We start from the raw sequence: 23,819 nt of genomic DNA, 5'->3' as shown, positions 1-23,819 counted from the left end.
TCGCCGACTGCTGGCCCGACCCTCGCTCGCACGGCTATTCCGCCCCTATATGTGTCGCTGCGGGCGGCCCGTCCACGAGCCGGTAGCGCAGCCGGAGATCGGCGGCGCGACCGCGGTTGGTGGCGACGGAGCCGCGCACCACGAGTCCGTCGCCGTCCCGGGACACCGCCGCCTCCGCGAAGACCCGGTCGCCCGGGTGGACGGGCTGGTGGAACCGGCAGCGGTCCATGCCCGCGAGCTCCGGGATCCGACCGGGCGGGGCCCACTGCCGGACGGCGTGGTCGACGGCCTCGACGAGAAAGAGGCCGGGGAGGACCGGAAAACCGGGGTAGTGGCCGGCGACGGCCGGGTCCGCCGATGCGGCGGCGACGGAGAAGGCGACGGCGGCGCTGTCCGCGCCCAGCCGGATGACTTCGAGGTCGGTGGCGTTGGCGACGGCACGATTGCTGATCGCGGTCATGACGGTCCGTCCTTGGCTGGATGGGTCCTCGGTCGCCGGGCTGGGCCGAAGGCCGGCCCGCCCGGCGACCGAGGGCTGAGAGGTCCCCCACGCCCCATGGCGCAGGGCCGCCGCACGACAAGGGGGTTCCCGTGCGGCGGCCGCCCGGCCGCGTCAGCCGCAGCCGCCCGCATGGCCGTCGTCCGCCGACAGGCCGTGCGGGAGCCCCAGGTCCGGGGGGTGGCCCGGGGCTGCTTTGGGCGGGGACCCGGCGCCGTCGGTCTCGCGCGCGGCAACCGCCGCGGCAAAGTCCGCCAGCCTGTCCAGGCCCCAGAACTTGTCGTAGTGGACGGTGAAGAAGGGCACCCCGAAGACCCCGTCGCGGTGCACCGCGAGCAGTGCCTGCAGACCCTCCTCGCGCAGCTCGGGGTCGTCGGCCGCCCCTGCCAGCTCCTCGCCGGGGATGCCGAGTTCCGGTCCGAAGGAGCCGATGGTCGCCGGATCGCAGATGTCCCGGCCCTCTTCCCAGCGGGCGCGGGCCGCCAGAGCGATGAACTCGGGCCCTTTGCCGTGCCGTACGGCGGCGAGATAGGCCAGGTGCGGCACCTCCCACACCGGGGCCCGGTCCACGGGCCAGCCGAACCGCAGCCCTCGTCGCGCCGCCAGCCGCCGCACGTCCTGGAGGATGTAGCGGTGCTTCGCCGCGGACATGGGAACGTACGGGAACTCTCCGCCCGCCGCCGCGAGCATCTTCCGGCTCAGCTCGTCCGGCTCGCAGAACGGGATCCATTCGATCCGCTCCGCCAGCTCCTGGTGACTGGCGAGCAGTTCACGGTAGGCGAGCCAGGAGTACGGGCTGCGCAGCGAGAAGTAGAAACGCGGCGTCACCCGCTTCCTCGCCCGGCCGCCGGTCACAGTGCGATCCCGCCGTCCACCTGGAACACCTGCCCGGTGACGTACGACGCCTGGTCGGAGACCAGAAAGGACACCAGCGCCGCGACGTCCTCGGGCCTGCCGAAGCGCGCCAGCGGAATCCGTCCGAGGAGCTCCTTGGCCACCTTCTCGGGGAGAACGGAGGTCATGTCCGTCTCGATCATGCCGGGCGCGACGGTGTTGGCGCGGATGCCGAACCGGCCGCCCTCCTTGGCGAGGGAGCGGGTGAAGCCGATGATCCCGGCCTTGGAGGCGGAGTAGTTGGTCTGTGCGTAATTGCCCGTGACCCCGGCGATGGACGAAAGAGTCACGACCGAGCCACCGCGCCGCTTGATCATCGGGAAGATCACCGAGCGGCAGACGTGGTACGTGCCGTCCAGGTTGGTCCGTATCACCGCGTCCCAGTCCTCGTCCGCCATGAGCACCAGCGGATTGTCACGGGTGATCCCGGCGCAGGTCACCGCGGCCGTGACCGGCCCCAGTTCGTCCTCCACCGCGGTCACGAAGTCCTTGACCTGAGCTCTGTCGGCGACATCGGCCCGGCGAGCCAGCACCCGGCGTCCGGTGGCCACGACGTCCTTGGCCACCAGGGCGGCGGACTCCTCGTCGGAGCGGTAGCAGAAGGCTATGTCGTAGCCGTCCCGCGCGAGGCGGTCGACGATCGCGCGGCCTATGCCGCGCGAACCGCCGGTGACCAGCGCGACCTTCGTTTCGCTTGCTTCGGCAGCGGTCATGGTGGGGTCCTCCTCTCACATGCTCAGCGCCGCGGGCGCGGGCAGCAGTTCGGTGACGTCCTTCAGCGTGACGACGAAGGAGCCGACGCTCAGCAGCCTGCGGCCGCCGGCATGGGTCTCGCCCGCGAGGATCGCGGTGTCCCCGGCCTGCTTCACCAAGCGCACGGTGTGCTCCAGGACGTCGCCCGGATAGGCGTGGCCGTCGAAGGCCACATCACTGATGGAGCCGGCCAGTTCGACCTTTCCGGCGAGTACGTCCGGGTTGGGGTTCTCCCAGGTGGACAGGAGTACCGCGGACTGTGCCCAGGACTCGACGACGAAGGCCGTCGGATAGGCGTAGGCGGCGGGTGACGCGTCCGGGTCGAGCGCCGCGTAGCAGGGCTCGTTGGCGGACACGGCCTTGCGGGTGCTCATCCGCTCCCCCGGCACGGCCTCGACGACCTGGTCGACGAGCAGGATCGGGGTGCGGTGCGGAATGGTGTTCTTGATCCGGTGGAGCCCGTGATCCGGCTCGGCTGCGGACACGTTCACTGGGTCTCTCCTCGCGAAGTCCTGCGCCGGTAGCGCAGCCTGATGTCGGCGACGCGTCCGCCCGAGGTGACGGCCGCGGCCTTGGCGGTCAGCCGTTCCCCGTCCTCGGCCGCCACGACCGCCACCTCGGTGGAGACCGTCTCGCCGGGGAAGACCGGCCGGTGGAAGCGGCAGCGGTCCATGGAGACGAGCTCCAGGCCGTCGGTGATTCCCGCGCCCGCCGCCCACAGCCGGGCGGTCCGGTCGGCGGCCTCGATCACATAGACGCCGGGCTGCACCGGGAAGCCCGGATAGTGCCCCATGAGCACAGGGTCGTCGGACTCCGCGGTGAACTCGCAGACGGCGCCGGCGAAATCGCTGTGCAGCAGCTTCAGCCCGTCGACACCCAGCGCACTCGCGCCCGCCCCGGCGCCCTGCGGGCTCACGCCTTCTCCTGCAGCTTGTCCTGAAGCAGCGCGTGGGTGCTCTGGAGGGAGGTGACGGAGGCGAGTTCGGGCTCGGCCAGCTTCACCTCGTACTCGCGCTCCAGGCGCACGGCTATCTCCAGGGCCATCAGCGAGTCGACGTCGAGGTCGTCGACGAAGTGGGCCTCGTCGGTGACCTCGGCGGGGTCGAGGTCGAGGATGTCGGCCACGAGGAGGCGCAGTTCTTCCTTGTCGAGGGTCTGACTGCCGGTGGTGACGGTGATCTCGGACATGTCGGTCTTCCGTTCCTGGTCGAGGTGGTTGGCGTACAGGGCCTGTACGAGCAGTCGGCGCGTGCGGTAGGTACGGCGGCGGGTGGCGCGGATCACCGCCCGGTCACGTCCGCCCGAGCCGGAGCAGGGTGCAGCCCGCCTGCCCGTCCGGGGCGACGGAGGTGACCAGTGCCAGGTCGCCGGGGCCGGCCACCGACAGCGCGGCGGCCACCTGGAAGGCGGCGGCCGCGGCGGAGGCGTCGCCGATGAGCCGGCGCAGCCGGAGCCGGGGCGGCCGGTGCGGGCCGAACACCTCGCTCAGCGCGACCTCTTCGCGTCCGCCGAGGCTGCCGCCGTTGTCGCTGGGCACGATCAGCGCCACGTCCTCCGGCCGGACGTCGGCCTCCTTGAGCGCCTCGGTCACGGCCCTGACGACGGCGTGCTGGGCCTGCTCCGGCTCCGGGAAGCCGATGAAACGGCTGCCCAGGAGGGTGGCGACGGGTGTCCTGCCGTACGACTCGGCGCGGCGGCGCGGCTCCAGCAGGAACAGTGCGCAGCCCTCGCCGAGCGGGCCCGCCGAGCGCCGCGTCTCGTCGCGCCTGCCGTGGTACTCCAGCCAGGCACGCTCGGCCGAGTACTCCTCCACCGCTCCGCACAGCACGGCCTCGCAGTGGCCCTGCCGCAGCAGCCGGGAAGCGTAGTTGAGGGCGAGCAGCCCGGTGAGCGCGCCGCCCGCGACGGTCGTGTTGGGACCGCGCAGGGTGTGCCAGATGGCGCTCTGCCCGGCCGCCCGGTTCATCACGGTGTTGGGGAACAGCGCCGGGTCGACGTGGAAGGGCTTCTCCCCGGTGAGCGCGTCGCGGGTGAAGTCCATGATGCTCTGTACGCTGCCGTGCCCGGTGCCCAGCACCATGCCGACGTCCTCCGGCCGGTCCTGGGCAAGCCCGGGTCCGGCCGTCCGAAGCAGCATGCCCGCGGTGGCCACGGCGATGGCGGTGGCCCGGTCCATGGAGCGGGTGCCCTTGCGGCCGAGTATCCCCCGGATGTCGAAGTCCGGGATCGTACCGGCCCGTTCGTACGGCCCCTGGCCCGATGCGCTGGTCGCGTCCCGGTTCTCGCGGACCCCGTCGGCGAACGCCTCGGCGCCGAGTCCGTAGGGCGATCCGGCGGACCACCCCGACACGACGAGACTGTCTCCGGTCACTGTGGTCACTGCCTTTCGCCCCTCTGGTCGGCGCCGTCGGGGCCCCAGGCCCCTGCGGCGGCATGGAGTTCGGCGCCGTCCACGCCGATGGTGTTGCCGCTGATCCACGACGAATCGGTGCGCGAGAGCAGTGCGATCGCCTCGGCCACGTCGTCGGGCCGGGTCAGCCGGCCGTGCGGGTTGTTCTCCGCGACGCGCGCGACGTAGCCGGCGTGCTCGGGGATGGCCTGCAGGGCGGGCGTCAGCGTGACCCCGGCCCGGATGGCGTTGACGGCGATGCCCCGCGGCGCCAGCTCGCAGGCGAGCTGGCGGACATGGGCCTCCAGCGCGCTCTTGGCGGCGGACACCGCGCCGTAGCTGGGCAGCGCCTGGACCACGCCCGCACTGGTCATCGCGTAGATCTTGGATCCGCTGCGCAGGAGGCCCGCCTCGGTCAGGTCCTGGGTCCAGTAGACGAGGCTGTGCGCCATCACATCGAGGGTCATCTCCAGCTGCCGGGACGCGATCGGCTTCTCCCAGCCCTCGCGGGACAGGAAGGGCACCAGGGTGCCGAAGGCAAGGGAGTGGACCAAGATCCGTACCCCGCCGGTGGCGCCGGTCAGTTCGGCGATCTCGGGGAGGATCTGCTCGCGGGACCGGCGGGCCGCGGCGTTCGTGTTGTGGAACGACGCCTGGACGCCGTATCCGCGGATCTCTTCGACGAGCGCCGCGACCTCGTCGGTCCGGGCGGCGGTGTCGAAGTGCACGCCGATGACATTGACCCCCTCGCGCGCCAGGCCGAGGCAAATGGCCCGGCCGATTCCGCTGGAGGCGCCGAGTACGAGGCACCAGCTGCCTTCAAGGGACTTCAGCATGAGTGGATCTCCCGTTTCTGGGGCGGAAGGGGCGTGTCGGAGCCGGTGCGTACGAGGGCCAGCGCGGCATGACCTTCGCGGGTGGCGGCGACGAGCAGCCGTGCTCCGGGCGGTCCGGTGAGCAGCCGCACCAGCCGGACGGCGGGCGCGAGGCTTCCGGGCCCGGCGGGCGTGGTCGTGAGGGAGCCGGTGCCCGTCGCCGCTGCCACCGCGTCCGCGATGCGGTCGGAGAATTCGGAGTCGTCCAGGACGCAGTGGACATCCAGGGCCGGCGGAGCGCCGAGCCGTTCCAGGGCCCCGGCGATGAGATCCCCGGGCAACGGGCGCCCGGGTGGCACGAAGAGCGACCGTGCCCGGACCGTCCCGTGCACGCGGGCGCCGCGCGCGTCGGCGGCGGCCTGCGGCTCCAGGACAAGAGCGACGGAGCCCTGTTCCGCTTCAACCCCGTCCGGCGATCGACCGTCCGGGGGGCCGGGGGCGCAGCCCCCCGTCAAGGCCCCCGGCACGCGGTGCTCCGCCGCGCCGATCAGCAGCACATCGCACCGCCCCGCAGCAACCGCCCGGCTGCCCGCCTCCAGCGCCTCCAGCGCCGCGACCCGCGGTGTCGCCAGGGTCAGCGCGAAGCCTTTGAGGCCGAGTTCGGCCGCCGGGCGGGAGCCGAGCAGACTCACCGCGAAGTACGGTGCGGTCGCCGGGGACAGCGCGGCCGCGCCGTCGTCCACCGCGACCTGCCGGTCCATGGTGTCGAAGAGCTCCGCGAAACCGCCGTTGAGTGCCAGCGCCGCGCCCCTGCGGTCGCAGGGCACCCCATCGAGCCGGCCACCGTCCTCGACCGCCTCGCGCGCGGCGGCCAGCAGGTACTGGGCCGCTGCCGGAAGGTACTTGTAGCCGCGCGGCCCGAGCCGTTCGCGGTGGTCGAACCACTCCTCGCCCCCGGCGTCCGGCGGCGGCAGGACCGCCCCGGCGCCCGTCACGGCAAGCGCCGCCCCGATCATGGCGCCGCTCCTTCCAGTACGACCGAGGAATTACTCCCGCCGAAGCCGTACGCGTTCACCAGCACCCGCCGCCGGTCCGCCCGCAGCGGCACCGCTCCGTCCTGTGGCAGCCACACGGCGCAGCCGGGGTCCTGCCGCTCCAGGCGAATGTTCCGCGGTACGTGCCCGTGCCGCAGGATCAGCGCGGCGGCGACCGCGCCGAGCGCGGCCGATGCCCCGCCCGCGTGGCCCAGCAGCGCCTTGAGGCTGTAGAGCGGTACCCGCCCGGTCCGTGCGCCGAAGACGCTGTGCAGGGCCTGGCTCTCCACCTCGTCGCCCAGCCGTGTCCCGGTCCCGTGCGGGACCACGCACCCGATGCGTCCGGCGCCTTCATCGCCGCCGACGGCCTCGCGCATGGCCCGTACGATCTGCTCGCCGTCCGCGTTCGGGGCCGTCACATGGCCCGCGTCGCAGCTCCATCCGGAGCCGGCCAGAGTCAGCGGCCGGGCCACTCCGCGCGCCCGTGCGTGCTCGGCCGACTCGACGACCAGCATCCCCGCGCCCTCGGCGAACACCGTGCCGGCCCGGTCGGCCTCGAAGGGCCGGCAGTTCACCGGGTCGACCGCGCCAAGCCGGTTGAAACAGCCGAGCGCCACGCGGGAGTACGCGTCGGAGCCGCCTGCCAGCACCACGTCGGCCTCTCCCGCACGGACCATGTCCAGCGCCATGCCGAGGGCGTAACCTCCGGCCGAACAGGCGTTGCCGACATCGTGGGCGGCGCCCACAAGGCCGAGTTCCGTGGCGACTTCGGAGGCCAGCCGGAACGGCGCCACCCACTCCTCGCCACCCCGGCCGCGCTCGTTGAGTCCCGCCTCGCCCATGCAGCTGCCGATCACGACGGCGGCCCGCGAAGCCGTGAGGCCCGCGTCGGCCAGCGCCTCCCGGGCAGCCGCCACGGCGAACCGGGTGGCGCGCGCCGCAGACAGATCCGGGTCGGGCACCAGGTTGATGAGCGGCAGCTCCATCCGGGCGAGCGGGTCCGCCGGCCGGTCCGGCCGGCGGACCCCGGCCGCCTTCATGGCCTGCCACAGCGTGTCCGCACCGGCACCGTGGCAGGTGACGGCGCCGACTCCGGTGACCACGACCTCCCTCGTCATGCCGACTGACCCTCAAGTGCCGCGTTCATGCGGTCGTCGAAGGAGACCAGACTCCAGTCACGGCGGTTCTCGATCACCGCGTAGCCGTGCGTGATCCGCCCGGTCGCGGTCTGCAGCAGGGCCCCGTCGCGCACCACGTAGGTGTCCATCCGCGAGGTGTAGGTGAAGCCCTTGAAGACGTCCTCGACGGTGAAGACGACGTACAGGTCCTCCTCCATCCGGGCCTCGTCGAGGACAGTGATGCGCGAATGCGGGACGACGGGGATCCAGTTCTGCTCGTCGAGCAGTGTCTTGATGGAGACGCCGCGGTCGGCGACGAGCCGGTCCTTGGCCTCCTCCATCAGCCGCAGATAGCCGGACATCTGCATGCGCTCGGTGAAGTGGCAGTACCAGTACGGGATCCGGAACCTCCAGGCGTGGGCGTTGCGCCCCGCCGTCAGCTCTTTCACCAGGTCCGCGGAGTCCGCGTTGGCCTCGGGCGGCTCCGGCTCCCAGCCGGGGACGGCGGCCAGCCGCTCGACGGCGTACGGTGCCAGCTGCGCGGGCACCGGCTCGGCGCCGCCACCGCGCGGGTCCAGACGCAGCTGTACGCGGACGGTGGAGGTGACCGCCTTGAGCAGGGTCTCGCGCTGGACGTGCAGCACCACGGAGAGCAGCAGCTCGCCGTCCTTGGCCCTGCGGTGCGGCCGGACCTCGGCGACGGCGACGTCGTCGATGTGGAAGGCGTGCAGGATGCGGGTGTCGATGTCGACGATGTCGGTGCACAGTCCGTACGTCTCATAGACCGTGCCCGGCAGCAGGCCGCCTTGTCTCAGATGGTTCAGCACGGCTTCCTCGACGAGGTAGTTGACGTGCTTGAAGCCGATCCAGGTGCAGATGTTGGAGCCCTCGTAGCGGGGGCGTATCTCCAGGGTGCTCGGCTCCTGGAGGCTGAGGGCGGGATTGTTCGTGCTCACGTCGACTCCGGTACGTAGGAGGAATGAAGGGCGGGAAGGAAAGAGCGCACGCTCTCGGCGAACAACTCGGGCTGCTCGGCCATCGGGAAGTGCCCGGACTCCTCGAACACCCGCAGCTGGGCGTCCGGCAGCGCCCCGGCCAGCGCGCGGGCGTCGTCGGGCGGTGCCGCGAAATCGTGCTCACCGGTCAGGACCAGCGCGGGCAGACCGATGGCGGCGGTGTCCAGGAAGGGGCTGCGCAGATAGGCGTCGAAGAACCGCATCCAGCCGTACGGGCCGATCCGGTCCCGTACCCGCAGGGCCATCGCCGCGCGCAGTTCGGTGGGAAGCCTGCCGTCGGATCCGACCCGCAGCCCCTCGTCGACAATGCGCTGGAAGCCGCCCAGGTAATACGTGGCGGTGTCCCAGTCGAAGTCCTCGGGCGACCTGCGGTGGAACGGAGACACCAGCACCGCGGCGCCCGGCCGCGGGGCCGGACGGCCGGCGAGCAGCTCAAGTGCGGCATTGGCGGCGAAGGAGTGCGCGATCAGCAGATCGACACCGTCCGGCACTCCGGCCAGCGCCTGCGCCACCAGGGCCACCGGGTCCGGGTCGTGGCTCCAGCGGGTGTCGCCGTCGGCGGCCCACGGGAGTGCGGCCTCCCACAGTTCCAGTTCGTCGGCGGCCAGTTCGGTGAAGCGCCGCCAGACGGCGGTGGATCCGGCCAGTCCGTGGAGCATCAGCACCCGCACGGGACGGCGGTCCGTGGCGCGCGCGGCCCTGCGCAGCCGTACCGGGACACTGTCCATCACGCGCTCCCCGCCGGTGCGAGGATCAGCGCGGCAGCGGCGTCGTCCTGGCCCGCGTCGCCGGTTCCGGCGGTGGCGAGCACCACGGAGCCGGCGTCCCGCCCGGAGCTGTCCGCGGAATCCAGCCAGGCGGTGGCGGCCACGCACTGCAGCACGCCGAGCGCGCCCGAGCTGGGTCCGAACAGCTGCGACAGATCGTGCACCTGCGCCGTACCCGCACCGGCGCCGAGCGTGGGGGCCGGGGCCCCGATGCCTTCGGGATGCTCGGGCACGCACCACAGCCCGATGGTGCGGGGATCTTGTTCCCGTACGTCCGCGACGGCGCCGGCATGCCCGGCCCGCCGCGCATAGGGTCCGAGTTCGGCAAGCGGCCGCACCCCGCGCGAGGCCGCGGACTCGACGGACTCCACGACCAGGGCAGCCGCACCGTCGAAGAACTCGGTCTGTTCCGGGGCGAGATGGCGCACCGCGGGGTTGTCGGGCTCCACTCCGGCCACCAGCACCCGCTCGACCCGGCCGGAACCCACCAGCAGCCGGGCCCAGTTGACCGCGTCGAGCCCGGAGGTACGGCCGTTGCACAGCGTCAGATTGGCCCCGCGCAGTGAGTGCGTGATGGCGAGCCAGGAGGCGACCACATTGCTGGAGGTGGCCGGCAGCAGCATGGGGCTGGTGCCCAGATAGCTTTCGCGGGCGATGGTCTCGACCGTCTCGCAGACCGTGTCGACGTTGCCGAAATTGGTGCTGACCACGGTGCCGACGGACTGGCTGGGCACGGTCAGCCCGCCGTCCGCGCCGGTCAGGCCGGCCGAGGCGAGCGCATCGCGCCCGGCAACCATGGCGAGCTTGGTGGCACGGTCGCGGTAGCGCAGCCCGCGTCCGGTGAGCCGCCCGACCGGATCCGTTCCCGGCCCGCCGGCCGCCGACGGCTTCAGCAGCTCCTCGGGGGCGTGGAGGCCGCGGACCGCCGCACCGAGTCCGGTGACCACGATGCGTACGGTGTTCACTGTCCCTCCCCTGCTGTCTCGTACCGCTCGATGACCGCGACGGCGTTGAGCCCGCCGAAACCGAAGGAGTCGATCTGCGCGAGCCGCATCGGCTCATCGGGTCGCGCCGCCTCACCGCGTACCAGCCGGAATCCGGCCACCGACTCCACCGGGTCGTCGAGTCCGACGACCGGTGGCACACTGCCGCGCCGCATCACATCGACGGCGGCGACCAGGCTGTGCAGCCCGGACGCCCCCGCGGTGTGTCCGGTCATCGACTTGATCGCGGTCATGTACGGGGACGGCTCGACGCCCGCGAAGACCGCGCCCAGTGCCTCCGATTCCGCCTCGTCGTTGAGCGGTGTGCCGGTGCCGTGCAGCATCACCAGGTCGATGTCGCCGGAGCGGACCCCGGCCCGCTGGTGCGCCTCGCGCACCACCGCGGTGATGCTCTTCGGCTCGGGCGCGGAGGGGTGGTGGGCGTCGCAGTTGACGGCCACGCTCCGCACTCTGGCGTGCACGGTGGTCGCGGGTCCCGGACCGTCCGCCTCCCTGCGTAGCACGATGGCGACGGCGCCCTCGCCCTGCAGCATCCCGCGCCGGGCCCGGTCGAAGGGCCGTACCCGGTCGGGGGCTTCGGGGTAGCAGCGGTCGAGCAGTCCGTACGTGCTCTCCGAGATGGTGTCGACGCCGGCGACCACGACCGTCTCCGCGTGGCCGAGGTCGAGCATGTCGGCGGCGAGCGCGAGCGTGTAGAGCGAGGCCGAACAGGCATTGGCGACGGTGTGCGTGTCGGCGGCGCCGAAGCGCGCCTTCAGCATCGTGCCGAAGTGCAGATCCGAGACCTCGACCGGAACGGAGTCACGCCAGGACAACTCGACGGAGCGCAGTTCGCGCAGGGTCGTGCCGATCAGTACCGGAGTACGGGACAGGTCGTCACCGAGCCCGGCGTCCACCGCCGCGGCGGCGACGGCCTGCTCCAGCCAGCGGGTGGCGCGCAGCGGCTCGTCGACGCCCGGCGCCGGCCGGTCGTCGATCTCGTAGGCGACCTGGGCGCGGAACTTGGCGCGGTCGTAGCCGCGGAGCCCGGCCAGACCGCTGCGGCCGGCGACCAGCGATTCGTATATCTCGGTGGTGCTTGCGCCGATGCTGGCGATCGCACCCATCCCGGTCACGATCCAGCTCATGCCACGCTCCGGTCCCGCTCGGCCCGGCGGCGCTCCGGCCGGTACCTGCCCAGGACGACCACGGCGTTGTTGCCACCGAAGGCCAGGGCGTTGTTCTGGACGATGTCGAGTTCAGCGGTGCGGGCCTCGTTCGGGACGCAGTCCACGCCGCACTCGGGATCGGTTTCGTGGTGGTTGACGGTCGGCGGGATGAAGCCCTCGGTGAGGGCGACGGCGCAGGCCGCGGCGGCGACCGCGCTGGCGGCCCCCATGCTGTGGCCGATCATCGACTTGATGGAGACGGTCCGCGGCATGGTGTCGGCGCCGAATATCTGGCGGATGGCCCCGGCCTCGGTGATGTCGTTGGCCTTGGTGCCGGTGCCGTGCGCGGAGACGAAGTCGATCTGGTCGGGGGTCACGCCCGCGTTGCGGTGGGCGATCTCGATCGTACGGGCGATGCTGTCCCGGTCGGGGGCGACCGGGTGCAGGGCGTCGCAGGCGAGCCCGTAACCCAGCACTTCGGCGTAGATCCGGGCGCCGCGGGCGAGCGCGGAGTCCAGGCTCTCCAGGAGGAGGATGCCCGCGCCTTCGCCGGTGAGGATGCCCTTGCGGTCCTTGTCGAAGGGCTGGCAGACCTCCGGGGCGATGGTGCCCAGCCGGTAGAAGCCGGTGAAGGTCTTCCGGCACAGCGCGTCCGCGCCGCCGACCAGGGCGAGCTCCACATCGCCGCTGCGCAGGGCGTCGTACCCGTATCCGACGGCGTAGTTGCCCGCCGCGCAGGCGGTCGGGATGGTCACGGCCTCGACGTCCTCCAGAGCGAACTCGCGGACGATGCCGGAGGAGAGCCGGCCGGCCGGCACACGGCCGGCGATGACCGGGTCGTATCCTTCGGGGCCGGTCTCCAGGCCGGTCTCGACCAACTGGTCGAGGTCGCGGGACTCGCCGTCCGTGGTGCCCACGGACACCAGGGAACGGCGGGCCCGCACATCGTCCACGGTCAGACCCGCGTCCTCGATGGCCATGCGGGTGGCGGCGACGGAGAACTGGCTGGCCCGGCCGAGCTCGTCGGGGTCCAGCCGGTGGATCCAGCGCGCCGGGTCGAAGTCGGTGACCTCGCACCCGTTGGCGTAATCGAATCCGGTGGTGTCGAACGCGGTGATCGGCTTGACTCCGCCGCGCCCTTCGCGGAGTCCGGCGGTGAACCCCTCGATACCGATCCCGATGCTGGTGATGACGCCGAGACCGGTGACGACCACCCTGCGGGGCGCGACGCCGGTGCCTGGCAAATCTGTGTTCATCGAAGCTCACCCTCTGGCTGACTCATCGGGGCACCGGTCAGTTGCGGGAGGCCTCGTCGACCACGGTGTAGACGCCGGTGAGGTTGACCATGCGGCTCAGCTCGGCCTGGTCGATCGTGACGTGCTGGGTGCGCTCCAGGGCAGCGAGGATCTCGATGGCGCGCAGAGAGTCGGCGTCGTGATCCTCCTTGAACAGGCTGGTCTCGCTGACCTCGTCCTCGTCGATCTCGAGGATGTCGCAGACGATCTCCTTGATCTCCTGCTTACGAGCGGCATCCAGGCCTGCGGTCACTTTGGTCATGTCGACTCCCTGAGAGATCGGTGATGATCCGGAGTCGTGCGACTCCGGCCGTCTGTTCGGTGAGTCGATGTTGAAGCGGGGGGCTATGCCATCTCTATACGGACGGTTCCCGCAGCTCGGGGCCAGGCTCCTCGTTCTGTTCCCGGTCCTGCCCCGCGTCCTGTTCCTCGCCGAGCCAGCCGGACTCGACGGCGCGCATACCGGCCTGGAACCGGCTCTTCGCGCCGAGTCGCCCCATCAGATCCGCGGTGATCCGTCGTCCCGTACGGACCGAGACGCCCAGCTTGCGGGCGACGACTTCGTCGGTGAAGCCCTCACCGAGCAACCGCAGAACGGCAGTCTCCTGGCTGGTGAGCTCCTCCTCGTCCACGGGCTGGCGCACCCGCTTGCCGCCGGTGAGCGGCACGGCCTTCTCCCACACGTGATCGAAGAGTTCACAGAGGCTGGCGAGGATTCCCGCGCTGTGGAACACCATGGCGCCGGACGCGGAGGCGTCCGGGTCGACCGGGACGATGGCGTACTCCCGGTCAAAAATGATCAGTCGGCAGGGCAGCGAGGCCGCGGTCCGCACATGGTTGCCGGAACGCACCAGCCAGCGCGCGTAGTCCACGGATTCCGGGTCGTTGTAGATGCTGTCGAGATAGACGGTGTGCATCACGACACCGCGGTCCCCGAGTACCTCGCTCAGCGGCCGGCCGGCGGCCCGGCTCGATGCGGACTGGCCGCCTCCGGGGTGAAACGCCATCAGCGCGGACTTGCAGGAATGAGTGAGTTCTTCGATGCGGTCCCGGATTTCCTCGATACCGTCGAGGCGTTCGATCTCGCTGTGCCGCAAGTCCCGCTGCTGCCCCGAATATTCGTCCACGAGCCGGGCGACGTCGATACGTGCCTCAGCCAACTGTTTCTGCCGCTCCAGAATCTCGGCTTCCTGACGCAACAGCAGCGCCTGCAATCCGATATCCGGATGGACGGGTCTCAGACTTCCCGGAGCCTCCCAGGTGGGTCTGATCAGCGACAGTCGTACGCATTCGTCGAGGGCGGAACGGACTCGCTCGATGGGCCAGTGCAGGTACTCGACCAGGTCCTCGACCGAGGCTCCGGGGTGGGCCAGTACGGTGCGGTAGAGCGCTGCCGGGTACGTCCCCAATCCCAGCAGTTCCAGCATGCGTTACCCCCCAGTGCGTCCCGCGGCCGCCCCCCGGCAAGCCCGAGTGCGAGACTCGTCAACAATACCGCGCAGACAGCCGCAGCGTGGGGCGAGGATAGACAGCAGTAAGCCCGCCCCTCAAGGAGGGCGGGCTTACTGGTGAAAACCGGCTTGCCGAAATCGTGCATTCAGTCCCAGCTGGGGTCCTCCGGCAGGAGCATGCGGCTGTCCCAGCTCGGATCCTCCGCGCTCGCCGACAGCGTCGCCACAATGCCCCCCGACGCAGCTTGGGCAACCGTCGTGGCGGCCGTCCCGCCGAGCACGGCGGCGGCGGCGACCACGACGGCAATTCTCATGTGCATATTCCTTAGATTCATGAAGAAGCACCCCCCATTTAGCTTCTGCGGATTCATCCGAATTCGATCACTGAGTCGACACCCTTCGGTGGGCGCCTCCCGATGAATGAGATTCTTGTCGGGCTCCCACACCTCCCACCAGGGGAAATGTGTGTCAGGGTGCTGCGTTGGCAGTAGCCTGACACCGGTTCATTCGATTCGGCTCGTTCCGCTTAGGGACCGCCGTGAACGCCGTTTGTAGAAGAAGTAAAGGTGAGGGCCTGTTCCCTGAATGCTGATGTGCACCGTCAACTCTTCCGAGGAGCACCCGGCATGACCCTCGCCGCAGAGCCGTCCATCGGTCCGCCGCTGCCCCAGCTCGCCGAAAGGCCGGACCTTGCCACGCGCACCGCCGAATCGCGCAGCTGCCACGAGGAGGCACGGCGCGGCCCGGACGAGAAAGCCACCCAGCGCCAGCATGCCCGCGGCAAGCTGACCGCCCACGAGCGGATCGCCCTCCTCTTCGACGTGGGTTCATTCACCGAGGTGGAGCCGTTGCGGCGGCACCGGGCCACCGGCTTCGGCCTGGAGTTCAAACGCCCGTACACCGACGGCGTCGTCACCGGCTGGGGCACGGTGCACGGCCGTACGGTCTTCGTCTACGCCCATGACTTCCGCATCTTCGGCGGAGCACTCGGCGAGGCGCACGCGGAGAAGATCCATAAGGTGATGGACCTGGCCGAGTCGGCCGGCGCACCCCTGGTGGCGCTCTGCGACGGTGCCGGGGCCCGGATCCAGGAAGGCGTCACCGCGCTCGCCGGATACGGCGGTATCTTCCGCCGCAACGCCCGCTGCTCCGGGGTGATTCCGCAGATCAGCGTGATGCTCGGCCCCTGCGCCGGCGGCGCGGCCTACTCTCCCGCGCTCACCGACTTCGTCTTCATGGTGCGGGGCACCTCGCAGATGTTCATCACAGGACCCGATGTGGTGCAGGCCGTCACCGGCGAAAAGATCGACCACAACGGCCTCGGCGGCGCCGACATCCACGCCACTGCTACAGGAGTGGCAGCATTCGTCCACGATGACGAGGAGTCCTGCCTCGAGGAGGTACGCCACCTGCTGTCACTGCTGCCTTCCAACAACCGCGAACTCCCGCCCCACGAGAGCACCGACGACCCCGCAGACCGCCGCACCGAGGCCCTCCTCGACCTGGTACCGGCCGACCCCGCCCGGTCCTACGACGTCAAGGACGTGATCACCGAGATCACCGACGACGGCGACTACACCGAGGTGCACGCGCAATAGGCCGCCAATGTGGTGTGCGCGCTGGCCCGGCTGGACGGACAGGTGGTCGGCATCGTGGCCAACCAGCCGTCGTCCTACGCCGGCGTGCTCGACATCTCCGCGAGCGAGAAGGCCGCGCGCTTCGTGCAGACCTGCGACGCGTTCTCCATCCCGCTCGTCACGCTGGTCGACGTGCCGGGCTTCCTCCCGGGCCGCGACCAGGAGCACGGCGGCATCATCCGCCACGGTGCGAAGCTGCTGTACGCGTACTGCAACGCGACGGTGCCACGCATCCAGGTGATCCTGCGCAAGGCCTATGGCGGTGCGTACATCGTCCTGGACTCGCGCTCGATCGGCTCCGATCTCTCCTTCGCCTGGCCATCGAACGAGATCGCGGTGATGGGCGCGGAAGGCGCCGCAAACGTCGTCTTCCGCCGCGAGATCGCCGCGTCACCGGACCCCGAAACCACGCGCACCCGGCTCATCGAGGAGTACCGCTCCGAGCTGATGCACCCCTACTACGCGGCAGAGCGCGGGCTGGTTGACGACGTCATCGACCCGGCCGACACCCGCCGGATCCTCATCCGCTCACTCGCCATGCTGCGTGCCAAGCACGCGCCCCTGCCGGAGCGCAAGCACGGCAACCCGCCCGTATAGCCCGCCTGGAGGAGAGTTGAACGACATACCGCTGTTCACCGTGGAACGCGGCGCCCCGGATGCCACCGAACTTGCCGCACTCACCGCCGTCCTGCTCGCCCGCGCCCGCGCCCCGCACACACCCGCCACCGCACGCACCGGAACCGACCCGGGCCGACCCCCCTGGCCACACCCGGCGTTCCGCGCACCGGGCACATGGCGGTGACCAGCGACACCGCCCAGTCCACGCCGACGAGCATCCAGAAGTAGGATGAGGGGTAGGATAGGTAGCATGAGTGAGGCTACCGGCAAGTACTCGATCACGATGCCCCGAGACATCGCGGAAGCCGCCCGCGCTCGCGGCGGCCCTTCCGGCCTGTCCGCCTACGTCACCGCCGCCGTCGCCCGCCAGATCGAACGCGACAACCTCAACGAACTCATCACGGTCGCCGAGGCGGAACACGGCACCATCACCGATGAGGAGATCCAGGCTCTGCGCGATCAACTCCACCAGGCGCAGGCACAACAGGGCGGGGCGAACGCCGCGTGACCCGCGCCCCCGCCTCCACGCCGGGCGGCACCCTCGTCCTGGACAGCGAGGGGCTGGCCAAGGCCGTACTGCGCGACCGCACGGTCACCGCGTGGCTGGCCCTCGCCCGCGCCGACGACCTGCGGGTGATCACATCCGCAGCCACCCTCGTCGAGGTGGTCCACCCCCGGATCAACCGCCCGGCCCTGGAATGGACACTGTCCCGCCTCGTGGTCGAGCCGGTCACCGAGCCGATCGCCCGCCACGCCGGCACACTGCTCGCCGATGCCGGACTACACGGGCACAAGTACGCCATCGACGCCATGCTCAGCGCCGCCGCCCTCGCCGCACCTGGCCCCGTCACAATCCTCACCTCCGACCCGGAGGACATCGTCACACTGTGCGGCGCACGCGCCACCGTGATCAAGATCTGAGCAGCGAGCTGCCCCGCGCAACGGACAGCTTGGCGCCGGTCACTTCCGGGCGGGGAACTCCTTGCCGAGCGTGGGGACGGCAAGGCAGCTGGACCGGCGAATGGGCCGACACGGCCGCCCCCGCTTGAACGCACAGGTCAGGCCGGTTTTTGCGGTCCCGCCAGCGGCCTGCCGGCGTCACAGCCACTGAGCGGAGAGGCCCTACCCGGACTGCTGCGAGGCAGTACACCCACCTGCCGCGCGGCGGAGCCCAAGGTCGGACTGCGGCTCCCAAACCACGGGCAACCCAGCCCACCAGCCCGCCACTGGCGCTCTGGCAGTGCCCCACCGCCGGACCCACCGCACATGTCGAGAGCCGTGTGGCTTCTCGAGGGCTCGCCGCCGGAATCGAGGAGTCCGGCCGCACGCACGTCGGTACGGGTGTGACCATCGCGATCCCCGCTGCTCGGCGCGAGGCAGTCACGTAGGTGATGCGCAAGAGATGTAGACCCCTCCCACTTGTTGGCCTCTTGCTACCGGAAAGCGCTCCGCGCAGCGGACCCCCTTCGGTGGCGGAGATCCCACGTTGCCTAAGCCCCCGTGATGCGAGGCCGCGCGGTGTCACACACCGGAGTTGTGTCGCACTGTGCAGCCTGTTCTGAGCCGGGGCATTCCTGGATGCCCCGAAGAGCCCCGACTGGCGGGACGGGCGGATGTCAGATGGAGAAGGGCCTCTGGGCGAGGAAGCCCGCACTGGACTTGCCCGTCTGGAACAGGTTCGGGCTCTGGTAGAACGGCATCTGTTCCACCACTTGCCGGTGCAGGCTGGAGTACGTGCCCCGGAAGGCGCCGTTCTTCCAGGTCCGGAGCAGTGTCTCGGTGAACAGGCCGTTGGGGCCCGTGCCGTCGCTGGAGCTCTGGTTGTCCTGGCAACCGGAGAGCAGCAGCACATCGGCTTTGATCTCCTGCTGCTCCGCGGCTGGTACGGTGCGCTGGATCTCGTCGTAGAGCTCTTGGTCGCGCTGGTAATTCCGGAACTGCGCGTCCTGCGGCAGGGCCCTTACCCGGGCCCGGACCTGTGCCGGCTCGCTGGTGTCGAAGTTCCGCTCGAGCTCAGCGCCGTTGAGAAACAGGGACAGATCCCGCGCGACCGTGCCGCTGTGGCAGCTGTCAGAGAGCAGCACGATCCGCACATCTTCCGCGAACGTACCGAAGAGCGCGTACAGCTCGTCGTCGATCAGCTGACGGTCGTACAGCACCCAGGTCTCGTCCCGCCGGTCCGGCTCATCACCATTCTTGTCCGGCACCTGAGCACCGTGCCCGGCATAGGTGAGCAGCAGCTTGTCCCCTGAGGAGAGCTGCGAAGCCGCCTCCTTCAGCGCGGCCGTCACCTTCTCGCTCGTCGCGTCGTTCGTCAGCAGCGTGGCGACGACGTCGAAGTTGTTGGCCTTGGCGAGGTCCGTCATGGTGACGGCGTCGTTCTCGGGATTCTTCAGCTCGGCCTTGGTGCCGTACCTCTTCTCGTCGATCTCGTTGACACCGATGTGGATCGACAGTCCCTTGGTCATGAATTTCCTCCTGCTGTGCTGGGATGGTTGCTCTTGGGCTGTGATGACCGAGTACGTTCGAAGCTTGTGCCAGGACCGACCGCGACCCACACGCAGGCCGGACGCGTTCCGCGTCGCACCTACGCAGGACTCATGGTGGGCAGCAGGCAGAACGCCCACCGGACAAGATCTCCAACCCTGATCCTGTCCTGCCTGAGGCCAATCGAGCTTCCCCCATTCGTGGTACGGAGGAGTACGCCCGGCGCGTTCCGGGGGCGCACTTCGCGGCGGTGACGACGACGGAGTGCCATCCGCTGGCGCATGTGCGTGCCCGGAGCAGCCGTCCAGGGGGACGACCACTGTCGCCATGTGTGGCGGGTGTCCTCAGCGGCGAGGTCGACGTTCTGACACGGGCCAGTCGTCGACGCGGATCGCGCTGGGGCGGCCACAGCTGGAGGACCGGATGGTCTTGAACCGGATCGTGTGAAGTACGGGACCGGGGTCGCCAACGGGGACGCGGCGGGCGACATCGACTGGCTGGTGTCGGTCGATTCCAGCATCTCCGCGCCCACCAGCACGCGGCTGGCGCCTGAGAGGGCACCACAGCCCGGCCCTCGGCCGGTCCCGGGGCGAGCTGACCAGCAGATGGACTTGGCCTATGACGGGGCCAGCCGCCCGCTTGCGTTCGTCCTGACCGGCGGGAACACCAACGACTGCGGCCGGTCACCGCGGTGATGGAATCGCTACGCGTGCCCCGCCTCGGGCCGGGCCGGCTGCGGACCCAGCAGCATCGAGAAATAGGTCATCGGAGAGCCCGTTACGGGGAAACTCGTACGGCGGGTGTGCGCCGTGAGGCGCTTCGTTGTATCCCCTACGCAGTCGGGCGGAACTCGGAGGGAGGTTCTTGGGTCACCTGTACTCACCTGTCCGGGGCGGGGTGCCGCGAGACCCGCACGATATGGCCAAGGCTGGATTGCTTGAAGCCCAATCTCCAGCAGTGAAAGTGCGCACTCGTCGGAACGACACCTGAAACCGACGCCACGTCATGTCCGGTCATGAACCCGAGGACCGGACAACCTCCGTGACGTGGAGCATCGCCCAGCGAGGGCGGTCAAGGAGATGAGTGGGCGGCCTACGTCGTGCTCGATATTGGCCACCCCCTCGGCACGGTCCACGCTGTGCACCCATGAAAACAGGCCGACCTGCCCCGCCCGAAACCTGAAGAACAGAAGAAACAGCAGGTCAGACGCCCTTTGAGGCCGGTTCAAGGATCGCCACGCACTCCACGTGGTGCGTCATCGGGAACAGGTCGAACGCGCGCAGCGTGCGCGGCTTGTAGCCCGCGTCGCGGAAGTACGCCAGGTCCCGTGCCAGCGCCGCCGGGTCGCACGCGACGTATGCGATGCGGCGGGCGCCCAGGGACGCCAGGTGCTTCACCGTCTGCTTGCCCGCGCCCGCGCGCGGCGGGTCCAGGACGATCAGGTCGGTCTCGGTGATGCCCGTGCGCGGCAGCACCTGCTCGACCTTGCCCTGCTCGATGCGTACGTACTCCATGTCCTGGAGGTTGTGCCTGGCGTCCTCGACGGCGCGCTTCGAGGTCTCGATGCCGAGCACCGCGCCCTTGTCGCCGATGCGTTCGGCGATCGCACCCGCGAAGAGGCCCACGCCGCAGTACAGGTCGAGCGCGGACTCGCCCTTCCTCGGCATCAGGCCCTGCATGACCGCCTTGATCAGGAGGTCCGGGCCCTGCGGGTGGACCTGCCAGAAGCCGCCCATGCCGACGCGGTACGTACGCCCGTCCGCCCGCTCGCGCACGAAGGCGCGGCCGTGCACCCGGTGCACCCCGCCGTCCTTCTCCTCCACGCGCAGGACCGAGACCGGCTTGTCCAGTTCGACGAGGGGCAGGCGGCCGCCCGGCTGCGGGGTGAGGACGACCTGGCGGTCGCCGGAGCCGGTGGCCGAGATCGCCTCGACCGACGCCATCTGCGGCCACTCGCGCTTCTCGATGCCGAGCTCGCTCACGCCCGGTGCGGCGATCAGGCAGTGGTCGATGGGCTGCACTTCGTGCGAGCGGTGCTTGCGCAGTCCGGCGCGGCCGTCGGGGTCGATCGCGTACTGCACGCGCGTGCGCCACGCCGGCACCTCGCCCTGCGGCAGCTTGTCGCCGGGCGCCGGCATGACGGTGCCGTCCCAGCCCGCCTCCTCCGGCGTGAGGCCGGCGAGGCGCATGAGCTGCTCGGCGACCACCTCGCCCTTCAGGCGCCGCTGCGCGCCCGGCTTGGCGTGCTGCCAGTCGCAGCCGCCGCACATGCCGGGTCCGGCGTACGGGCACGGCGCCTCGATGCGGTCCTTCGACGCCTCTATGACCTCGACGGCGTCGGCGCGCAGGTAGCGCGAGGTCTCCCCGCCGTCCGTCACGCGGGCGCGGATCTTCTCGCCGGGCAGCGCATGCCGTACGAACAGCACCCGGCCCTCGTCGGTACGGGCGATGCAGTGGCCGCCGTGGGCGACGGGGCCGACCTCGACCTCGTACTCGGTACCGACCAGAGAGGTGTCGGCCGTTTCCTTGGATTCTGACTGCATGACGGGGTGACTCCAGGGATCTAAGGGGTACGGCCGGACTTCAGCCCTCCAGTCTACGTGGGTGTCGTCCGGCCGTTCACCACGTCAGAGCTTGCCGGTCGGCTCCTTCGGCCGGCGGTCGTCCACCGGACCGCGCCGCACCGCACCCGGCGGGTTCCACTCCTGGCGCTTCTTCGCCCGCTCCTTCGCGACCTCCGAGGACCGCAGCTGGTACGGCACCGAGGTCACCATCACCCCCGGCGTGAACAGTAGTCGGCCCTTGAGCCGCAGCGCGCTCTGGTTGTGCAGCAGGTGCTCGTACCAGTGCCCGACCACGTACTCCGGGATGTACACGCTGATCGCGTCCCGCGGGCTCTCCCGCCGCAGCCCCTTCACGTAATCGATGATCGGCCGCGTGATCTCGCGGTACGGCGAGTCCAGGATCTTCAGCGGCACATTGATGCCGCGCCGCTCCCACTCCTCCTTGAGCGCCTTCGTCTCCGCCGGGTCGACGCTGATGCTGAGCGCCTCCAGCTTGTCCGAGCGCGTCAGCTTCGCGAAGGCGAGCGCCCGCAGCGTCGGCTTGTGGACCTTGGACACCAGGACGATGGAGTGGACGCGCGACGGGCGCACGCTGTCGTCGGACGGGCCCTCGTCGGCGGCGATCTCCTCGGCGACGCGGTCGTAGTGCTTACGGATCGCGCTCATCGTCCCGTAGAAGATCACCATGCCGAGCAGCGCGACCCACGCGCCGTGCGTGAACTTCGTGGCCAGTACGACGACGAGCACCAGGCCCGTGAAGAAGGCACCGAAGGTGTTGATCGCGCGGGAGCGGATCATGCGGCCGCGCGTGGCCTTGTCCTTCTCCGTCCGCAGGTGGCGGTTCCAGTGCCGCACCATGCCGATCTGGCTGAGCGTGAAGGAGACGAAGACGCCGACGATGTAGAGCTGGATGAGCCGGGTCGAGTCGGCGCCGTAGATCCACACGAGCAGGATGGCCGCGCCCGCCAGCAGCACGATGCCGTTGGAGAAGGCGAGGCGGTCGCCTCGGGTGTGCAGCTGGCGCGGCAGGTAGCGGTCCTGCGCGAGGATCGAGCCGAGCAGCGGGAAGCCGTTGTACGCCGTGTTCGCGGCCAGGAACAGCACGAGCGCGGTGGCCGCCGCGAGCAGCACGAAGAAGAACGTACCGTCACCGAAGACGGCGGCCGCGACCTGCGAGATCACCGGGTCCTGTACGTAGTCGGGGCCGACGGCGGTGCCGTTGTGGAGCAGGTCGTGCTCAGGGTTCTCGGCCATCTTCACGTCGGTGGCCATGGCGAGACCGATGATGCCGCAGAACATCGTGACGGCCAGGCCGCCCATCAGGGCCAGCGTCGTCGCCGCGTTCTTGCTCTTCGGCTTGCGGAAGGCCGGCACACCGTTGCTGATCGCCTCGACACCCGTGAGCGCCGCACAGCCGGAGGAGAACGCCCGCAGCAGAAGGAAGACGAGGGCGAAGCCGGCCAGGCCCTGGTGCTCGGCCTTGATCTCGAAGTCGGAGGTCGGGGCGTGCATGGTCTCGCCCGCGACGATTCCGCGGTAGGCGCCCCAGGCGATCATGAGGAAGACGCCCGTGACGAAGACGTACGTCGGGATCGCGAAGAGCTTGCCCGACTCCTTCACGCCGCGCAGGTTCATGAGCGTCAGCAGCACGATGATGCCGATGGCGCACGACACCTTGTTCTCGACGACGAAGGGAATCGCCGAGCCCAGGTTCTCCACACCCGACGAGATCGACACGGCGACCGTGAGGACGTAGTCGACGAGCAGGGCGCTGGCGACGGTCAGGCCCGCCTTGGGACCGAGGTTGGTGTTGGCGACCTCGTAGTCGCCGCCTCCGCTCGGGTACGCGCGCACGTTCTGGCGGTACGAGGCCACCACGGTGAACATCAGCACCACGACAGCGACCGCGATCCACGGGCTGAAGTGGTACGCCGACACGCCCGCGATCGAGAGCACGAGGAGCACTTCTCCCGGTGCGTACGCCACGGACGAGAGCGGGTCGGAGGCGAAGACGGGAAGTGCGATGCGCTTGGGGAGAAGAGTCTCTCCCAGCCTGTCGCTGCGCAGCGCCCGGCCGATCAGGATCCGTTTGGGCACGTCGGTCAGTTTGGACACGCAGAGGATCGTAAGCGTTCGAAAAGGACACCGCCCACCCACCACCCCTCTTGGCTGCGGAAACTTCCCGGTCCGCCACAAGTCCGCCACGTGAACCACCCGCGAACCACCGCCCGTACCCCTGAATGAACCCGGAGATGCCCGAGGTGATCGATGGCGCGTTCGGCGTTGCCGCTACGGTGGACGAAGACAGGGGCGAGGCAGTACCGGGCACG

24 protein-coding genes and 1 pseudogene are annotated in these 23,819 nt (G+C 70.2%); 4 read left to right on the top strand and 21 right to left on the bottom strand.

What is annotated here, in order from left to right:
• Positions 1-34 precede the first annotated feature (34 nt).
• From J7E96_RS25920 to J7E96_RS25835, 18 genes are all read right to left on the bottom strand, one after another.
• Positions 35-460 (bottom strand): MaoC/PaaZ C-terminal domain-containing protein, encoded by a 426-nt coding sequence (locus tag J7E96_RS25920; protein WP_215134371.1) that lies wholly within the window; start codon positions 458-460, stop codon positions 35-37.
• Between the two features lie 153 nt (positions 461-613).
• On the bottom strand, positions 614-1,327 hold the full coding sequence (locus tag J7E96_RS25915) for a 2-hydroxychromene-2-carboxylate isomerase (RefSeq protein WP_215134369.1): 714 nt from the start codon (positions 1,325-1,327) through the stop codon (positions 614-616).
• A 23-nt stretch (positions 1,328-1,350) separates the two neighbouring features.
• Positions 1,351-2,106: a 3-oxoacyl-[acyl-carrier-protein] reductase gene (gene fabG, locus J7E96_RS25910; RefSeq protein WP_215134367.1), complete on the bottom strand. Its 756-nt coding sequence runs from the start codon at positions 2,104-2,106 to the stop codon at positions 1,351-1,353.
• A gap of 15 nt (positions 2,107-2,121) precedes the next feature.
• A complete protein-coding gene (locus J7E96_RS25905) occupies positions 2,122-2,637 on the bottom strand; it encodes a 3-hydroxyacyl-ACP dehydratase (RefSeq protein WP_308296141.1) in 516 nt (171 codons plus the stop codon).
• Positions 2,634-3,062, bottom strand: a complete 429-nt coding sequence (locus J7E96_RS25900; protein ID WP_215134365.1) for a hotdog domain-containing protein — start codon at positions 3,060-3,062, stop codon at positions 2,634-2,636. Before J7E96_RS25900 ends, J7E96_RS25905 begins: the two co-directional genes overlap by 4 nt.
• Positions 3,059-3,430 (bottom strand): phosphopantetheine-binding protein, encoded by a 372-nt coding sequence (locus tag J7E96_RS25895; protein ID WP_308296140.1) that lies wholly within the window; start codon positions 3,428-3,430, stop codon positions 3,059-3,061. The genes J7E96_RS25900 and J7E96_RS25895 overlap by 4 nt, the downstream gene beginning before the upstream one ends.
• Before the next feature lie 7 nt (positions 3,431-3,437).
• Complete coding sequence (locus J7E96_RS25890; RefSeq protein ID WP_215134363.1) at positions 3,438-4,526, bottom strand: beta-ketoacyl synthase N-terminal-like domain-containing protein; 1,089 nt, start codon at positions 4,524-4,526, stop codon at positions 3,438-3,440.
• Entirely contained in the window at positions 4,523-5,371 is an 849-nt protein-coding gene (locus J7E96_RS25885) for an SDR family oxidoreductase (protein WP_215134361.1), read from the bottom strand. Before J7E96_RS25885 ends, J7E96_RS25890 begins: the two co-directional genes overlap by 4 nt.
• Complete coding sequence (locus J7E96_RS25880; RefSeq protein WP_215134359.1) at positions 5,365-6,366, bottom strand: beta-ketoacyl synthase N-terminal-like domain-containing protein; 1,002 nt, start codon at positions 6,364-6,366, stop codon at positions 5,365-5,367. The genes J7E96_RS25885 and J7E96_RS25880 overlap by 7 nt, the downstream gene beginning before the upstream one ends.
• Entirely contained in the window at positions 6,363-7,502 is a 1,140-nt protein-coding gene (locus J7E96_RS25875; protein WP_215134357.1) for a beta-ketoacyl synthase, read from the bottom strand. The genes J7E96_RS25880 and J7E96_RS25875 overlap by 4 nt, the downstream gene beginning before the upstream one ends.
• Entirely contained in the window at positions 7,499-8,458 is a 960-nt protein-coding gene (locus J7E96_RS25870; RefSeq protein WP_215134355.1) for a thioesterase family protein, read from the bottom strand. Before J7E96_RS25870 ends, J7E96_RS25875 begins: the two co-directional genes overlap by 4 nt.
• On the bottom strand, positions 8,455-9,246 hold the full coding sequence (locus tag J7E96_RS25865) for an alpha/beta fold hydrolase (RefSeq protein WP_251070428.1): 792 nt from the start codon (positions 9,244-9,246) through the stop codon (positions 8,455-8,457). The genes J7E96_RS25870 and J7E96_RS25865 overlap by 4 nt, the downstream gene beginning before the upstream one ends.
• On the bottom strand, positions 9,246-10,250 hold the full coding sequence (locus J7E96_RS25860) for a beta-ketoacyl synthase N-terminal-like domain-containing protein (protein WP_215134353.1): 1,005 nt from the start codon (positions 10,248-10,250) through the stop codon (positions 9,246-9,248). Before J7E96_RS25860 ends, J7E96_RS25865 begins: the two co-directional genes overlap by 1 nt.
• Complete coding sequence (locus J7E96_RS25855) at positions 10,247-11,416, bottom strand: beta-ketoacyl synthase N-terminal-like domain-containing protein (RefSeq protein WP_215134351.1); 1,170 nt, start codon at positions 11,414-11,416, stop codon at positions 10,247-10,249. Before J7E96_RS25855 ends, J7E96_RS25860 begins: the two co-directional genes overlap by 4 nt.
• On the bottom strand, positions 11,413-12,693 hold the full coding sequence (locus J7E96_RS25850) for a beta-ketoacyl synthase (RefSeq protein ID WP_215134349.1): 1,281 nt from the start codon (positions 12,691-12,693) through the stop codon (positions 11,413-11,415). The genes J7E96_RS25855 and J7E96_RS25850 overlap by 4 nt, the downstream gene beginning before the upstream one ends.
• 37 nt (positions 12,694-12,730) lie before the next feature.
• Positions 12,731-12,994, bottom strand: a complete 264-nt coding sequence (locus J7E96_RS25845; RefSeq protein ID WP_215134347.1) for an acyl carrier protein — start codon at positions 12,992-12,994, stop codon at positions 12,731-12,733.
• Positions 12,995-13,088: 94 nt separating this feature from the next.
• Positions 13,089-14,159, bottom strand: coding sequence for a LuxR family transcriptional regulator (locus tag J7E96_RS25840; RefSeq protein ID WP_215134345.1), 1,071 nt, complete (start codon positions 14,157-14,159; stop codon positions 13,089-13,091).
• Positions 14,160-14,329: 170 nt separating this feature from the next.
• On the bottom strand, positions 14,330-14,497 hold the full coding sequence (locus tag J7E96_RS25835; protein WP_215134343.1) for a hypothetical protein: 168 nt from the start codon (positions 14,495-14,497) through the stop codon (positions 14,330-14,332).
• Positions 14,498-14,809: 312 nt separating this feature from the next.
• On the opposite strand from J7E96_RS25835, the pseudogene J7E96_RS25830 reads away from it, so the two are divergent.
• The 4 genes and pseudogenes from J7E96_RS25830 to J7E96_RS25815 all read left to right on the top strand — a co-directional run bounded on the left by J7E96_RS25830 (position 14,810) and on the right by J7E96_RS25815 (position 17,359).
• Positions 14,810-16,417 (top strand): annotated as a pseudogene (locus J7E96_RS25830) (acyl-CoA carboxylase subunit beta).
• 16 nt (positions 16,418-16,433) lie between these two features.
• A complete protein-coding gene (locus J7E96_RS25825) occupies positions 16,434-16,622 on the top strand; it encodes an acyl-CoA carboxylase epsilon subunit (protein WP_215134341.1) in 189 nt (62 codons plus the stop codon).
• A 66-nt stretch (positions 16,623-16,688) separates the two neighbouring features.
• Entirely contained in the window at positions 16,689-16,946 is a 258-nt protein-coding gene (locus J7E96_RS25820) for a CopG family transcriptional regulator (protein ID WP_215134339.1), read from the top strand.
• Positions 16,943-17,359, top strand: a complete 417-nt coding sequence (locus J7E96_RS25815) for a DNA-binding protein (protein WP_215134337.1) — start codon at positions 16,943-16,945, stop codon at positions 17,357-17,359. The genes J7E96_RS25820 and J7E96_RS25815 overlap by 4 nt, the downstream gene beginning before the upstream one ends.
• A 695-nt stretch (positions 17,360-18,054) precedes the next feature.
• Here the strand turns inward: J7E96_RS25815 and J7E96_RS25810 are convergent.
• The 3 genes from J7E96_RS25810 to J7E96_RS25800 form a co-directional block, all read right to left on the bottom strand.
• Positions 18,055-18,906 (bottom strand): caspase family protein, encoded by an 852-nt coding sequence (locus J7E96_RS25810; RefSeq protein ID WP_215134335.1) that lies wholly within the window; start codon positions 18,904-18,906, stop codon positions 18,055-18,057.
• A gap of 1,221 nt (positions 18,907-20,127) precedes the next feature.
• Positions 20,128-21,468, bottom strand: coding sequence for a class I SAM-dependent RNA methyltransferase (locus tag J7E96_RS25805; RefSeq protein ID WP_215134332.1), 1,341 nt, complete (start codon positions 21,466-21,468; stop codon positions 20,128-20,130).
• An 84-nt stretch (positions 21,469-21,552) separates the two neighbouring features.
• On the bottom strand, positions 21,553-23,604 hold the full coding sequence (locus J7E96_RS25800) for an APC family permease (protein ID WP_215134330.1): 2,052 nt from the start codon (positions 23,602-23,604) through the stop codon (positions 21,553-21,555).
• Between the last annotated feature and the right edge of the window lie 215 nt (positions 23,605-23,819).

The organism is Streptomyces sp. ISL-96, assembly GCF_018614035.1.
In the GTDB taxonomy this organism is placed as follows: domain Bacteria; phylum Actinomycetota; class Actinomycetes; order Streptomycetales; family Streptomycetaceae; genus Streptomyces.
This window is presented reverse-complemented; position numbering and strand designations above follow the sequence as displayed.

Coding starts and splice junctions, on each gene's coding strand:
- J7E96_RS25920 (WP_215134371.1), bottom strand. CDS start 460: ATGACCGCGATCAGCAATCGTGCCGTCGCCAACGCCACCGACCTCGAA.
- J7E96_RS25845 (WP_215134347.1), bottom strand. CDS start 12,994: ATGACCAAAGTGACCGCAGGCCTGGATGCCGCTCGTAAGCAGGAGATC.
- J7E96_RS25810 (WP_215134335.1), bottom strand. CDS start 18,906: ATGACCAAGGGACTGTCGATCCACATCGGTGTCAACGAGATCGACGAG.
- J7E96_RS25880 (WP_215134359.1), bottom strand. CDS start 6,366: ATGATCGGGGCGGCGCTTGCCGTGACGGGCGCCGGGGCGGTCCTGCCG.
- J7E96_RS25835 (WP_215134343.1), bottom strand. CDS start 14,497: ATGAGAATTGCCGTCGTGGTCGCCGCCGCCGCCGTGCTCGGCGGGACG.
- J7E96_RS25840 (WP_215134345.1), bottom strand. CDS start 14,159: ATGCTGGAACTGCTGGGATTGGGGACGTACCCGGCAGCGCTCTACCGC.
- J7E96_RS25820 (WP_215134339.1), top strand. CDS start 16,689: ATGAGTGAGGCTACCGGCAAGTACTCGATCACGATGCCCCGAGACATC.
- J7E96_RS25875 (WP_215134357.1), bottom strand. CDS start 7,502: ATGACGAGGGAGGTCGTGGTCACCGGAGTCGGCGCCGTCACCTGCCAC.
- J7E96_RS25850 (WP_215134349.1), bottom strand. CDS start 12,693: ATGAACACAGATTTGCCAGGCACCGGCGTCGCGCCCCGCAGGGTGGTC.
- J7E96_RS25855 (WP_215134351.1), bottom strand. CDS start 11,416: ATGAGCTGGATCGTGACCGGGATGGGTGCGATCGCCAGCATCGGCGCA.
- fabG (WP_215134367.1), bottom strand. CDS start 2,106: ATGACCGCTGCCGAAGCAAGCGAAACGAAGGTCGCGCTGGTCACCGGC.
- J7E96_RS25865 (WP_251070428.1), bottom strand. CDS start 9,246: ATGGACAGTGTCCCGGTACGGCTGCGCAGGGCCGCGCGCGCCACGGAC.
- J7E96_RS25805 (WP_215134332.1), bottom strand. CDS start 21,468: ATGCAGTCAGAATCCAAGGAAACGGCCGACACCTCTCTGGTCGGTACC.
- J7E96_RS25885 (WP_215134361.1), bottom strand. CDS start 5,371: ATGCTGAAGTCCCTTGAAGGCAGCTGGTGCCTCGTACTCGGCGCCTCC.